Consider the following 13,855-nt stretch of genomic DNA (forward strand, 5'->3'; position numbering starts at 1 on the left):
TACGTTTATTGGCGGCTGATAAGACGGTCAATACTCATGTTACCTGCACCAGAAATCAGTAAAGAAACGGTTGCGGCCAATAAGGCTAAACCAAATTCATAGCCGTTATTTGCCATAAATAAACCGTTATCAATATGAACGGTAAAAATAGCCACGATCATCGTGAAAGCGGTGACCAGTGCGGCGGGTCGAGTCAATAGACCGATAAGTAAGAATAGGCCACCAAAAAACTCACCACTTCCAGCAAGGAACGCCATAAATACACCGGGTTCTAGGCCGATAGATGCCATCCATTGACCGGTTCCTTCTAATCCGTAACCACCAAACCAGCCAAACAATTTTTGTGCGCCGTGAGCCATTAAAATTATGCCGACAGGAATACGTAAAGCCAATGGAGCGTAGCTGGTTCCTGTTTGGATAAGTTTATTAATTAGCGTTTTCATAACAATTCCTTAATGTTCGATAATATGAAATAAGATTTCATTGTGCTTTTGATTTATGTAGCGAGTTTAGAGAACTCTTACTAGACCGATAAGTATGTAAAATTGATATTCCTGTTCGAAAATTCTGAATATCTTGTCATGCCCTATTATAAAAAATACGCTATGTATTGGCCTCAATGCATAGGGTGTCGTACTCTTATTACATGTATTAAGTAACTCAAATTAGATAAAGGCATGATTTTATGCATCAATACACACACTATTATAGTCCACTAGGAAAGATGATATTGCAATCGAATCTTGAGGGGCTATCCGGTGCTTGGTTTACAACGGAAAACACCATGCCGTTAGAACTTGGCGAATATACGGAGTCGTGTCCTATACTTGTACAGACAATCAACCAGTTAGGTGAATATTTTTCCGGTAAGCGAAAGGAATTTGACTTACCTCTCTCCGCGAAAGGGTCTGAGTTTCAGCAAAAAATATGGCAAATATTGCGTTCTATCCCTTATGGCGAAACATGGAGTTATGGTCAGTTAGCTCAGGCTGTAGGGCAGCCAAAAGCAGCCAGAGCGGTAGGCATGGCGAATAGTAAGAATCCCATTTCTATTATTGTTCCCTGTCATCGAGTGATTGGTAAAAATGGAACGTTAACTGGGTATGCGGGTGGAATAGAACGAAAAGCCTATCTACTTGAGCTGGAACGAAAGCATATGGAATAAGGATAAGTTTGATGCGAAATAAGCCAATGCAAACAGCGGTAGTTTCGTTGTTCTCTCTCCTGATCGGATGTACGCAGGATGATTTGGAGCGCATGGCAAACAAAGAGACGTTCGCTTTTGAAGGGGCTTACGATAACCAGTACACCCCGTACATTTTACGCTTTAAAGACGGAACGGTATTTTTTCAATCGGAAGAGGCCAGTTTAGAGTGGCAGCGTCGTTACACGGTAAAAGACAATCTTCTCCATATCCAAATTCGTAATAACTCGAAAGAGAAGCGAGATGATCTAGTGATGAGAATTCACGGTGGGGGAGAAGTTCTGACTTGTAGTGCTTGCGCTAAATACCAATTGAGTAATATTTGGGTTCGGATTGATGCTTTACCACAAAATGCCGAGCAAGAATAAAGGCTCTCTTACGGATGGGTAAAGAGAGCCTGAAGGGAGGTTGAGCGAATTAAGTAAATAAGGCTTGGTTGATCAGCAAGTGCACCGCAATGCTGGCAATGTAACCGAGCATGATAACCGGCGTCCATTTCAGGTGGCCGATAAAGGTATATTTACCATGAGCAGCCCCCATTAATGCTACACCAGCGGCTGAGCCGATAGAGAGTAAGCTACCGCCAACCCCGGCAGTTAAAGTAATCAGTAGCCAGTTACCTAATGACATGGATGGGTCCATACTCAACACGGCAAACATGACCGGAATGTTATCCACAATGGCTGAAATACCACCTAATGCAACGTTCGCCCAAATGGGGTTCCATTGGGTATACATCACTTCAGATACCAGACCGAGGTAGCCTAGCAAACTTAAACCACCCACACACATGACCACGCCATAGAAGAAGAGCAAAGTATCCCATTCTGCATGGGAAATTCGACGGAAAACATCAAAAGGAACCACAGAACCCAGACGTTTTAACGCCGCTTCATCCTTCTTGGCCATCGCAATCGCTGCTTTTTTCGCTAAGGAACCGGCTAAAGTTTTCCTTAGGAAGTAGCCAAAGAATTGTAAATACCCTAACCCCATCATCATGCCGATTACTGGTGGGAAGTGGAATAATGCGTGGAAGGCTACCGCCGTTGCGACAGTGAAAATAAACAGAGCAACAATACGGCGAGCACCTCGTTTTAACTCCACTTCTTCATAAAGTGCATCAGGTTTTTCGGTGGGAAGGAACCACGACATGATCACCGCTGGGATAATGTAGTTAACCACCGACGGGATGAAGAGATCCATAAACTGCATAAAGGTCACGTGGCCCGCTTGCCAGACCATTAGGGTCGTAATATCCCCAAATGGACTGAAGGCCCCGCCTGCGTTAGCAGCAAGAACAATGTTAATACAGGCTAAATTGACAAACTTAATGTTGTTACCGCCAACTTTGAGTACTACAGCACACATCAATAAAGCGGTTGTCAGGTTATCGGCGATAGGGGAGATGAAAAAAGCGAGTATACCGGTAAGCCAGAATAAAGTTTTAAAATTAAACCCTTTACCAACCATCCATGCTTGGAGAGCATCAAAGAGACGCCGTTCTTCCATGGCACTGATATAAGTCATAGCAACCAGCAAGAAAAGCAAAAGCTCAGCATACTCGAGTAAGTTATGTTCCAGTGCGGCACGAGCAATATCCATGTTGCCGTGTTGTTGATAAACATAACCAATCATTGCCCAAATTAAACCTGCGGCAAGCAGCACAGGTTTTGATTTACGCAGATGTAAATACTCCTCCAACATCACCAGTGCATAAGCGAAACAAAATAGGATCAATGATGCATAGCCGATGGTCGACGAGGTAAGGGGTAACGGGGAATCCGTGGTTATGGTTGTTGCAAAAGCGAGTTGAGGAATCAATAGTAGACAAAAGCCTACCCACATTCGATTCATTATTGGTACTCCGATAGTTAAAAAAATTGTTCAGAGTGTAATGATTATTGGCAAACATGACTGTGAGGCAGGTTGGAAATGTCTGATTTGTTTTAGTTTTGTGTTGTTTTGTTAAGAAAATTTACCCAAACCGCGTCGCAGAAAAAGTATTGAGTATGCGGTGAATGAGGTAGGTCATCATTAGCGTGATCACGATGGCAAACAAAATGCTACTGACTCGATATAACGCACTGAAAACAAAGTCACCATTGGGAGCTAAATATTGACCAAATAAAATTCCGAGTGTGGTTAAGCCGCCAAAACCTACGCCTGAACCACTCGACTCTTTCACGTGCAGATGACTAAACCAGAGGCAGCCAATCCATAACATGGGAATAACGAGGACTAATAGATCTGACCAATCATATAAAATCACCTGTCCAAATAAGCCAAAACTGACTCCCAGCAAGGTTCCCATCGCTCGTTTACGCGCATAACCGAGTGCGCCATTCCAATGCATGGGGAACAGCAGCAGTAAGGTTGTGGATTGAGCTGACATTGAATCACTTAAGTCAAATACTTGGAACACGATGAATGACAAGGTGGCAATACTTGCGCCAAGTAAAGCTTCGTGGCGAGTGCGGTGTGACGGTTTATCCATGCTAGGAGCGGCTACCGTTTGGCGAGGCTCGGTGTTAGGAATAAAATAGGTCATTAAATAGGCAATAATGACAGACAATATGTTGGCATGTAAGTTACTAAAAATCAGGTCATTTAAATCGGTTGTTGGGTAGCTGGCAAAATGCAACATAATGCTTAAGCTGAGTACGCTGTTGGCTCCAAATAAAAATAGGTATCCTTTTGACATACAGGCAAATTTATAGAGGAATAGACCAAATGCAATCAATGTCATCAGGACAAAGTGGTGGGCAAAAAGCCCACCTAAAATACCGACTTCTAATCCACAGACGACGGCAGCAGCGAGCAACTGGCGGGCCGCATGTCCATTCATCACCGGGACCATTCCCAGCAGTAGCATCGGTGTTACAGTGAAAAATACACCATAATTCCAGCCAAACCATTTGTTAAGCGTAAAACCTATGGTTGCGCCCGTCGCAATACGCAAACATTGTCGAATGTCATTACTAGAGAGAGGGTGGTGCCAAAGCTTCATCGTTATACTCACTAGTAAATATAATGTAGGGTGCTAAGGAAATGGATCTGAGCTCGGGCTAACCAAGCAAAGAAAGCATTGTCAGGCAGAAGTTGAACGGTCGCTTTTGCCCCTGCGGGAAGCGTTGGAAGGGTATTTTGATCCAGTGAGAGGTGTAGACGTAATCGCTGCGCATCCCGCACCCAGCGGTTTGATTCGGTTGGGTTAGCGAGTTGTCCATTGGCATCAAATTGCCCAGCACTGACTCCTGCATCAATGTTACGAATATTGGCCGTAAATACCTGACCGGGTTGGCTATCAAAAGCAATCAAAGCGGGATGATTCGGTGTACGGTTACGCAAGCTTTTTTCACGAAAATCAGCGATGACATCCATACGGTTTCCTACCAAGGCGACCAGTGGATTTCCGGCATTTGCATACGTTCCGGTTTCGATTTGTAAGTTAGTAATCACCCCGTCGTGTTCAGCGACAACTCGTGTATAGGATAAATTTAAAAGAGCTTTGTTGAGCTGATTTTGTGCGGATCGCACACTGACGTTTGTGTCATCCGCTTCACCGCGGTTAACTTGTAATTCTTTTAGGTGAGCTTGAGCGGCCGCTAGGTTCGCTTTGGCTGCAATTGCGTTACTTTGTGCATCATCACGCAATTGTTGTGAGGTACCATTACGCAAGAAAAGGGTATTTAAACGAGTAAATTCCCGCTTTTTTTGTTCGGCAATAATTTGGCTGGCTTGCAAATCTGCTTGAGCAGCTAAAATAGCCGCATCCAATTGAGCATTATTTTGTATTACTTGCTGTAAATTAAGCTGGGCCTGTTCGACTGCTAACTGATAAGGAGCGGCATCAAGTTCGAAGAGTAAGTCACCTTTATGAACAATCTGATTATTGGTGACATAAAGCTGGCTGATTTGTCCACTGACTTGAGGAGCAACTTTGGTGACCACTCGTGTCACCATGGCCTGTGGGGTTAAAGGCATGGCGAGGTCAGCAATAAGAAAATAGGCAAAAAGGGCAATAAATGCAGTGCAGGAATATTTTATCCAGCGCGCAAATTTCTGATCGGGTGTCATAAATAACCACGTCCTTAACAAACGAGAAGATAAATTAATGGGAATGAAGGGTATTGAGCGCGTTATGAGCAATTTGATCCAGTAGCTGATTCATCTTGTTGAGTTCATCATCATCAATTTGGCTCAGTAGCTGACGACGGATCTGCATTATGCGATTTTCCATCTGAGTTAAGAGGGCTCGGCCATTATCCGTGAGCGTTACAATGCGGGCTCGTTTATCGCTGGTGCAACAGTGACGAGTGATGAGCGCTTGTTCTTCCAATTGATTGAGTGTGCGCATCAGCGAAGCTAATTCAATTTCTAATGCTTCAGCCAGCTGTTTTTGGCTGACGTTATCACCTAAACGTTGCAATTTCCAAAGAGCAGTCCAGCGAGGATGAGTTAAGCCTAATGGCTCTAACTCACGATCAGCAACCATCTTCCATAAACGAGAAACGCGTGACAGTTTCTCAGCCAAAGAGAGGTCTCTTAAACGATTCAGATCTTGGTTCATCATGTTTTCACCATTAGTTAGCGTGCTAAGCAATATAATATAGTTAGCAAGCTAAGTAAATAGTTGTGATTTAGATCACTTTATTTTGTTGTATAAGTAAATTCATACATAGACGTTGAGTTGCCTTTTCGAACCAAGATGCCACAATAGCGTCTGTTCCTATTTTCCTTGTAAGAAGAGAAGGTTATGGCTCGTCCAAAAATTCCGAGACAGATTTGTGGCTTTCCTGCTCAAAGTTGTTTTAAACCCAATGGCATTCCGATGGCTCAGTTAGAAGCGGTTTCCATTCAAGCGGATGAGTTTGAAGCGCTGCGTTTGGTTGATTATCAAGGGATGCAGCAGCAAGAGGCGGCGATGGTGATGGGTGTCTCTCGTCAAACCTTGGCGAATTTAGTGAAATCAGCGAGGCGTAAAGTCTCGGACTGCTTGCTTCATGGTAAAGCGCTTTTGATGGAAGAACGACCACAATAACGACCACAATCAAATATTGACGGTTTTATCTATCAAAGAAATAGGAACAATCGAGCCCTCGAATACATCACTCTCTTTTATACTGTGTCCTCTAGCATTGATAAATAGGGCACCGTGTTATGCGTTCACTTTCCATTACTCGACTGGTACGAGCCAATGCCGCGTTGGCGGTTCTTGCGATTGTTGGGTTAAGCTTTTTCCTCATACTCAATTTAATCCGTGTCCAGCAGCAGTTTGGTACGGTGGTCGATCGTAATGTTCAATTACTGACGGCAATTTCTGATCTGCGTTATTACACGGTCACTTACCGCCGTTTTGCTCTGGATTATGGCCTAACTGATGATGCCGATGAGCATCGTACCATTATGCAAACCATTGAGTTTAATGATCAAGCGGTCAAACAGGCCTTGCAACGTATGGAGCGGTTAGCGGATTTGCCTGATATTCAAGCGGCTGTGTATGATTTTGAGCGTCAGATAGAGAATTATCATGTGATGCAGCAACATTATACCGATCTCATTGATCAGGGCCAGATGGAAGAGGCACGCCGACAAATGCTGGGCCCAATGTTGGCACCCTTTAATAACATTGTGGAAGGGCTGACACAATTTCAGCATCAACTACAACAAGATGCGACTGACATGAAAAATGAGAAACAAGCGCAAATTGAGCGGGTGATCCGTGGATCGACTGGGGCTGCCACGTTAGTTGTGCTTGCTCTACTTGCGAGTGGATATTTGACGGCAAAACGGGTATTGAGACCACTGGCTCGATTAAAAGCACATATGTCCATTGTTGGGCAGGGACAACTTGAGTCACGTCTATCGCTGACACAGTTTCAGCACGATGAATTTGGTGAAGCCGCTCAAGCATTTATCCAGATGCAAGAGAATTTAACGACGTTGATCCTTTCCGTGAAAGAAAGTGTCCATTCGTTAGACCTTGCCTCGGAAGAGTTGGCAGCTAAGGTGGCACACACTCAACAAAGTGTCGATGAACAAAAATACGAAATCCAGCAGATAGTATCGTCTGCAGCCAATTTATTGGACAATACTCAGCATATTGATCAAGTGACACATGAGGCATCGTACAAGAGTGAGGAAACTCAACAACAAGCGCAGTTGGGTGAGCAAAGTATTGTGTATTCTATTGAGCGGACAGAATACTTATCACAATTACTGGATAAAACCGGACAAGTGATTAATGGGTTATATCAACGCAGCTCAGACATTAGCCTCATTTCTGAGGTGATTGGCAACATTACCAAACAGACCAACTTATTGGCATTAAATGCCGCGATCGAGGCGGCCAGAGCGGGTGAAGCCGGACGAGGGTTTGCTGTCGTGGCCGATCAAGTTCGTGAATTAGCCCAGCAGACTCAACAGTCGATTGAAGAAATCGGTGAAGTGATTGAAAACCTGCAAACTCAAGCTTCGGATGCGCAGGGCTTTATGAACCAGTGTCAAACTCAGATAGGAGAGAGCTTACAGCAAGTCAAAGATGCGGGGGCAGCTTATCACCAAATTGTGGGAGCGGCTCAGGCCATTGCAAAACTTGATGGACAAATTGCTCAATTGGCCCAAACGCAGCAACAGTTATCAATGCATGTGAGTGAGAGCGTCCACACGATTGAAGGGTCTTCACTTAATATTGAACATATTGCTAGTGAAACCACACAGACCTATCACCTTGTTCAGCAACAAACTGAACACTTAAAGCACTATATTGGTGCATTTACTGTTTAATGGTTTCAATTTTTCATGGTTTTCTTGACCTGAATCGGTAGTTTGCTCTTGATACTGATTCAGGTTTTTTCATGTTCAAATTGGTCATAGCGAATGAAGTGGTCGATTTGTTTGGCGATATAGCGGTTGTATAACATACTGGTATGTGTGGTTCGTGTTTCCAGATGATCGGTCATCCCAGCAATTTTTGTCTCTTCAACGGTCACGGTTCCATCTGACTCGCTCTGATTCCCCATTAATAATGTGCGCATCCCGATGGGAATGGTGCCCGCAATACTGCCCAATTTTTGTGGAAAAGCCCATGTGTCGTGATGTTTTTTCAAGCCATACAGAGTGGCGTTTCCAAGAATGACGCCCAGCCCTAATTGCTCAATTTTGCTTACAATCGAGGCTCCCTGCAAAGGGGAACCTATGGTGATCACATGAGAAATGTGTTGGGTATTTGGGTGGCGAGCAGCCAAATAGCGTTTGATCATCAAGCCGCCTAGGCTATGCCCAACCAGCACATTGGTTTGTTTGGGATCCAGCGCGGCATCAATTTGGAGGAACAGTTTGTCCTCATTAATGGACACCGTATTGTAGCTAAGTGCGGTTGCCTGATAGCCCAATTTAGCCAGTTGCTGGCGCAAGGGATGCATAACAATACTGTGCATGTAAAGTCCATGAAGAATAATGACAGGCATGATATGTCCTACAAATGGCTCGAAGTGGTTATCTAATCATGCTTTTATGACAAGTAAAAGGGCTTGTGTGTTTTGTCTACCGAACCCATTCCCTCTTGGAGAGTAAAAAAGAGTAACAAAATGTTTGTAATGAGAATTAAACTCAGTTAGATTCTCGAATTCGTTGCAAACACACTCAATACAAGAAAAATAATGACATTTCACACCAATTCTTCGCCCCTTTTTTACGCCGTCGTGTTTGGGTTAATATCACCAACGGTTGCGGCTGATGATACTTCACAAGCACAGAGTTTTGACGAAACCGAAAGCCTTGTCGTTTATGGCCGAGCGTTATCCCTTTATCGAGCGCAAGAGAGCAGCTTAGCGACCAAAATACCGACAGCGATTGATGAAACACCTCAATCTATCCAAGTTCTGCCCCAGCCGCTTATTCAAGATCAAGGGGCTCGGCAGATAACCGATTTGTACCGTTCTATCAGTGGCGTCAGCCAGTATTCGTATTCTGGGGTGACCTTCCGTGGTTTTCGTCAAGATCACATTTTGTATGATGGGGTTCGCGGTGATCCTTTTAATGGTTTTGCTATTCCTCAGCTATTTAATATAGAACAGGTTGAAGTGCTAAAAGGGCCTTCATCGGCGGTGATGGGAAGTGGCGAACCGGGCGGTGTGATTAACTATGTGACGAAAAAGCCGACCGTTTACACTCAAAACAAGATTTCCATCACTGCAGGAAATCAAGATTTTGTAAGTGGAAGCCTTGAACTTTCTGGCCCAGCGACAGAGGATCAGAGCCAGCGTTATCGAATCGCCATTTACCAAGATCATGAGAACCCTTCTCGTGATAACATGGATGTTCGTAATAGAATTATCGACCTTGGTTATGCTTGGGATATAACCGACAGTACCACCGTCACAGCACAGTTTACTGATATTATCCAGCACTATGGAGGGGCGCGTTTACGGGGTATTCCAACGGATGACAAGGGGAATTTTCTCGCCGATATTGATTGGAATGCTAACGAAGCATCCGATTTTCAAGATTTAGAGGCGCAGGTTTATCAACTTCGTCTCGAACAACGCTTTAATGCTTGGTTAAGCGGTGATCTCACTCTGCGCTATTATGAGAATACTGAGAACCAAAAATATCATGAGCCCAATGGATTATTAGATTCCAATGACGATGGTGTGCTAGATACCAGTGAGCGTCAGTTTCGAGATCAAGTTCGCCATAATAAAGCCGGTTCGGTGAGCGCCAATGTGATGGCTGAGCTCGGTGCTCATACATTACTACTCGGGGGGGACTACTACCGTATTGATGAAGACTATATTTATTATCGAGCCAATGCGGGAGACATCAGCTTAACCAATCCCATCTATGGTGCGGATACTTCAGCCTATAATCTGACTCTGGCTAAACAAACGGAAGCACGTTCACAGCGCTATGGCGCTTATATTCAAGATCAATGGAAAATTACGGAACGTTGGAATCTATTAGCGGGGCTACGTTTGGATGGCTATAAAGACAAAGTTGACGATCTCAAAGCGGGGGCTCGTGATGATTATACTGGCTCTGGTCTGTCATATCGCTTAGGGTCGACTTACCAAATTAATGCCCAGTGGCACCCTTATGCGGTTGTTGCAACGGGGTTTGTTCCGCAAGATGCGACAAACCAAGCCAGTTCAAATGGTGGGCCGTTTGATCCTGAAGAAAGTTTGATGTATGAGGCGGGCGTCCGTAGCTATTGGCTAGACAATGCACTGAACGTTAACCTCGCGCTCTACCACATCAACAAAGAAAACATCCTACAAACCGACCCGAATGATGATTCCCGTTCAGTGGCTTACGGGAAAGTACGTAGCCAAGGGGTGGAAGTCGATATTTTGGCTGATCTAACGGAAAATTGGGCGGCTAACTTAAGTTATGCCTATAACGATACCCGAGTGAAGGAAGCCTATGATGGAATCAGTGGTACGGTCGGAACCCGTTTTGCCAATGCTCCCCATCATCAATTAGGGCTGTGGACTCGATATGATGTGACGGCGATAGATTCTTCGATAGGTTTTGGTGCTGATCACGTTAGTGAGCAATACAACCAGAGTGGTCAAATGGTTAAAGCCTATACGGTCTTTGATGCTTCATGGCAGACACGCTGGCAGCAGTGGTTATTCCAAGTTAATGTAAAAAACCTATTTGATAAAAAATACGCGGTGAGTGGCTTTATTGACCGTACTGGTCATTTCCCAGGCGAGCAGCGTCGCATTTATCTTACCGCAAGCTATGACTTCTAAGGTTCGAACATCTGAAATAGGTAAATAATGATGAATGCATTGTTATGGAAACGACTAAGCCTGATTGTGGTGGGCTGGGGTCTGAGTTTTATGGCTTTTGCGGTGACCGTGACTGACAGCCAAGGCTCATTTTCTTTGGATTCTGTTCCACAGCGAATTGTGGCATTGGAGTTTTCTTTTGTTGATGCTCTGGTGGCGGTTGAGGTCAGCCCTATTGGCATTGCTGATGACAACGATCCTAAGCGTTTATTGCCCGCGGTATCCTCTCAATTGGGCCAATGGACTTCGGTGGGCACACGTTCGCAGCCAAGTTTAGAAGTGATAGCTTCACTTAAACCGGATTTAATTATTGCTGATGTGGATCGCCATGCAGCGGTATACGCCGATTTAGTCAAAATAGCACCCACGTTGTTGCTGCCCTCACGGCGAGAAACGTATGAAGATAACCTAAACTCTGCTCAAATTATCGGCCAAGTGATTGGCCGTTCATTACTGATGCAGAAAAGGCTCATGCTGCATCGACAGCGAATGCAGCACTATGCGGCACAGCTGTCTGATTTAAAAAAGCAGACGGTGCAATTTGGTGTAGCCCGAGAGAATGGTTTTTATGCTCATTCGGTGGAATCGTATGCGGGGGGCGTGATCCACGCGTTGGGGCTTCGTACGCCAGAAGGGTTGAAAAATGAAAATGCCTCACGACAAATTAGCTTAGAACAACTGCTGGCACTTAACCCAGATTATTTATTCGTGGGAGACTACACCGACAGCAGCATTATCAATAAGTGGCAAGCTCAGCCATTGTGGCGAGTGCTCACCGCCGCCCGTAGTCAACACATTTTTCACGTTGATGGGAATTTGTGGGCACGGTGTCGGGGGATTTTAGCGGCCGAATATATGGCCGAGGATTTGGTGATGCGAGTGCACCCTTAATGCCATTATCTGTGCCAAGAAGGATTCCCCGTTTATTTATTTTGCTGCTGATGGTGTTAATGCTTACCAGTTGGCTTGCTTTGTTTGCTTTTTCCTCGTTGCCGATTTCTGCTACGGATGCACTGAGTACGTTATGGCACATGGATGAACAGCAGGTGACCCACCTGATTGTGCGAGATATTCGCTTACCACGTGCTCTTGAAGCGATCTTGATCGGTGCAAGTTTAAGCTGTGCAGGGGCCCTTATGCAGGGACTAACCCGTAACCCACTGGCTTCTCCTAGCTTGTTTGGCGTAAATGCGGGGGCGGCATTGGGTATGGCGCTGGTCAGTACGATTTTTACCAGCACTTTTATACTGACAAGCCAAGTCGCCGCGATGTTAGGAGGGCTGAGTGCTTGGACCTTAGTGATGGTGCTAGGGGGAGCGTGGAAAATGGGGGCAGAGCGTGGGCAATTGGTGCTGGCAGGAATCGCCATTTCAGCCTTATGTTCGGCTTTGACTAAAGCGTGTGTGATTTTAGTTGAAGAGCAAGCGGCCAGTGTTATGACGTGGTTGGCCGGTTCATTTGCTCATGTTGGTTGGGGAACATGGCAAATGAGTTGGCCGGGGCTAAGTGCTGCGCTGGTGCTCAGTATGCTCCTTGCCCCTAAACTCAATATCTTGGTGATGGGCGATGAGCGCGTTAAAAGTTTAGGCGTGAATTTGACCTTATTGAGAATACTGGTTGGCTTGATTGTTCTCACCTTGGTTGGGATAAGCGTGAGTATGGTGGGCGCCATTGCCTTTATTGGATTAATCGTCCCCCATATGGCGCGATTTTTAGTGGGTTATGATCATCGCATTCTATTACCTACGGTGATGCTACTGGGGGCAATACTTGCCTTGGCGGCGGATATTCTCAGCCGCATGGTTGTTTTTCCCTCAGAAACTCCAGCGGGTGCGGTACTTGCGTTGATTGGTGCGCCCTATTTTCTGTATTTAGTGAGGAAACAGCGATGAACCGTGCTTACCCAACGTTAGCGTTCATCACTGGATTATTGTTGCTTGGTGCCGCCTTGAGTTTATGCTTTGGCGCTGTGAGCCTGACGATTAATCAAGTTTGGGATGGCTTATTTATGGGGAGTGAACACTATTTCACGATTCATGAGTACCGTTTACCTCGCCTATTTATCGCCATACTTGTTGGAGCGATGTTAGCCAGTGCCGGGGTATTAATTCAGGGGGTGATCCGCAATCCATTAGCGTCACCCGATATTCTGGGCGTGAGTCATGGAGCCAGTTTAGCGGCGGTGGCGTTAATGACCCTCTGGCCCAGTGTGCCCATATACTGGTTACCTGCCGTGTCATTAGTCGGAGGAATTGCTTCTGCGTTGCTCCTTGCTCTGGTGTGTGGCGGTCGTACGGCTCCGATCCGAGTTGCCATAACCGGGGTTGCCTTAGCTGCGTTGTATGGTAGTGCAATCGATTTTCTTATCCTCACTCAGCCGCTGGAAATCAATCAGGCACTTTTATGGTTAACCGGCAGTTTATGGGGGCGAGGGTGGTCGCAATGGATGATGTTGTGGCCATGGTGGATTTTGCTTCCTATTCTGTTATGGCTCAGTCATTCGCTGAATGTATTAACCTTGGGTGATGAACGAGCGAGCAATCTCGGCATTTCTGTCATTAGGGTACGAGCTGGCGCTTTATTCGTTGCTGTAATCTGGACTTCGGCAGCAGTGGCGGTTTGTGGACCAATCAGCTTTCTTGGTTTAGTGGCTCCGCATCTTGCGCGTCAGCTTGTGGGTGGGCAGCATCAATATTTATTACCCACTGCCATGTTAGTTGGGGCGTTATTGTTGCTTGTGGCTGATCTTGTAGCCCGAACACTTGCTCCGCCATTAGAACTGCCTGCCGGTATCATGACCGCCATTATTGGTGCTCCGTATTTTTTGTATCTATTAATGAGAATGAAATAATCC

14 protein-coding genes are annotated in these 13,855 nt (G+C 45.4%); 8 read left to right on the forward strand and 6 right to left on the reverse strand.

Annotation, left to right across the window (positions count from 1 at the left end):
* Nucleotides 1-5: 5 nt before the first annotated feature.
* Nucleotides 6-443: a DoxX family protein gene (locus EXA13_RS04510; protein ID WP_238132095.1), complete on the reverse strand. Its 438-nt coding sequence runs from the start codon at nt 441-443 to the stop codon at nt 6-8.
* Nucleotides 444-685: 242 nt separating this feature from the next.
* Here EXA13_RS04510 and EXA13_RS04515 point away from each other — a divergent pair, with 242 nt between their 5' ends.
* Both EXA13_RS04515 and EXA13_RS04520 read left to right on the forward strand, forming a co-directional pair.
* Nucleotides 686-1,165, forward strand: a complete 480-nt coding sequence (locus EXA13_RS04515) for a methylated-DNA--[protein]-cysteine S-methyltransferase (RefSeq protein WP_238132096.1) — start codon at nt 686-688, stop codon at nt 1,163-1,165.
* A gap of 11 nt (nt 1,166-1,176) precedes the next feature.
* Nucleotides 1,177-1,572, forward strand: coding sequence for a hypothetical protein (locus EXA13_RS04520; protein ID WP_238132097.1), 396 nt, complete (start codon nt 1,177-1,179; stop codon nt 1,570-1,572).
* 49 nt (nt 1,573-1,621) lie between these two features.
* Here the strand turns inward: EXA13_RS04520 and nhaD are convergent, their stop codons facing one another.
* From nhaD to slyA, 4 genes are all read right to left on the reverse strand, one after another.
* A complete protein-coding gene (gene nhaD, locus EXA13_RS04525; RefSeq protein ID WP_238132098.1) occupies nt 1,622-3,058 on the reverse strand; it encodes a sodium:proton antiporter NhaD in 1,437 nt (478 codons plus the stop codon).
* Between the two features lie 121 nt (nt 3,059-3,179).
* Nucleotides 3,180-4,211 carry a DUF2955 domain-containing protein gene (locus EXA13_RS04530; RefSeq protein WP_238132099.1) on the reverse strand — a complete coding sequence of 344 codons (1,032 nt, stop codon included), beginning with the start codon at nt 4,209-4,211 and terminating at the stop codon, nt 3,180-3,182.
* Between the two features lie 11 nt (nt 4,212-4,222).
* Nucleotides 4,223-5,281: an HlyD family secretion protein gene (locus EXA13_RS04535; protein ID WP_238132100.1), complete on the reverse strand. Its 1,059-nt coding sequence runs from the start codon at nt 5,279-5,281 to the stop codon at nt 4,223-4,225.
* A gap of 34 nt (nt 5,282-5,315) precedes the next feature.
* Nucleotides 5,316-5,774 (reverse strand): transcriptional regulator SlyA, encoded by a 459-nt coding sequence (slyA, locus tag EXA13_RS04540; protein WP_238132192.1) that lies wholly within the window; start codon nt 5,772-5,774, stop codon nt 5,316-5,318.
* Nucleotides 5,775-5,960: 186 nt separating this feature from the next.
* On the opposite strand from slyA, the gene EXA13_RS04545 reads away from it, so the two are divergent.
* Together EXA13_RS04545 and EXA13_RS04550 are read left to right on the forward strand one after the other, a co-directional pair.
* A complete protein-coding gene (locus tag EXA13_RS04545) occupies nt 5,961-6,245 on the forward strand; it encodes a DUF134 domain-containing protein (protein WP_238132101.1) in 285 nt (94 codons plus the stop codon).
* Between the two features lie 119 nt (nt 6,246-6,364).
* The gene (locus EXA13_RS04550) at nt 6,365-7,990 is read left to right on the forward strand and encodes a methyl-accepting chemotaxis protein (RefSeq protein WP_238132102.1); all 1,626 of its coding nucleotides are present in this window, start codon (nt 6,365-6,367) and stop codon (nt 7,988-7,990) included.
* Between the two features lie 59 nt (nt 7,991-8,049).
* Here EXA13_RS04550 and EXA13_RS04555 read toward each other — a convergent pair whose 3' ends face one another.
* Nucleotides 8,050-8,673: an alpha/beta fold hydrolase gene (locus EXA13_RS04555; protein ID WP_238132103.1), complete on the reverse strand. Its 624-nt coding sequence runs from the start codon at nt 8,671-8,673 to the stop codon at nt 8,050-8,052.
* 192 nt (nt 8,674-8,865) lie between these two features.
* Between EXA13_RS04555 and EXA13_RS04560 the strand changes: the two genes are divergently transcribed.
* Genes EXA13_RS04560 through fecD form a run of 4 tightly spaced genes read left to right on the forward strand, consistent with a single transcriptional unit; the run spans nt 8,866 to nt 13,852 of the window.
* A complete protein-coding gene (locus EXA13_RS04560) occupies nt 8,866-10,962 on the forward strand; it encodes a TonB-dependent siderophore receptor (RefSeq protein ID WP_238132104.1) in 2,097 nt (698 codons plus the stop codon).
* A gap of 27 nt (nt 10,963-10,989) precedes the next feature.
* Nucleotides 10,990-11,892: a Fe(3+) dicitrate ABC transporter substrate-binding protein gene (locus EXA13_RS04565; RefSeq protein ID WP_275949654.1), complete on the forward strand. Its 903-nt coding sequence runs from the start codon at nt 10,990-10,992 to the stop codon at nt 11,890-11,892.
* On the forward strand, nt 11,892-12,893 hold the full coding sequence (locus EXA13_RS04570; protein ID WP_238132105.1) for an iron chelate uptake ABC transporter family permease subunit: 1,002 nt from the start codon (nt 11,892-11,894) through the stop codon (nt 12,891-12,893). Before EXA13_RS04565 ends, EXA13_RS04570 begins: the two co-directional genes overlap by 1 nt.
* Nucleotides 12,890-13,852: a Fe(3+) dicitrate ABC transporter permease subunit FecD gene (gene fecD / locus EXA13_RS04575; protein WP_238132106.1), complete on the forward strand. Its 963-nt coding sequence runs from the start codon at nt 12,890-12,892 to the stop codon at nt 13,850-13,852. Before EXA13_RS04570 ends, fecD begins: the two co-directional genes overlap by 4 nt.
* Nucleotides 13,853-13,855 lie beyond the last annotated feature (3 nt).

It is taken from the genome of Vibrio cincinnatiensis (assembly GCF_022113815.1).
Taxonomy (GTDB): Bacteria; Pseudomonadota; Gammaproteobacteria; order Enterobacterales; family Vibrionaceae; genus Vibrio; species Vibrio cincinnatiensis_A.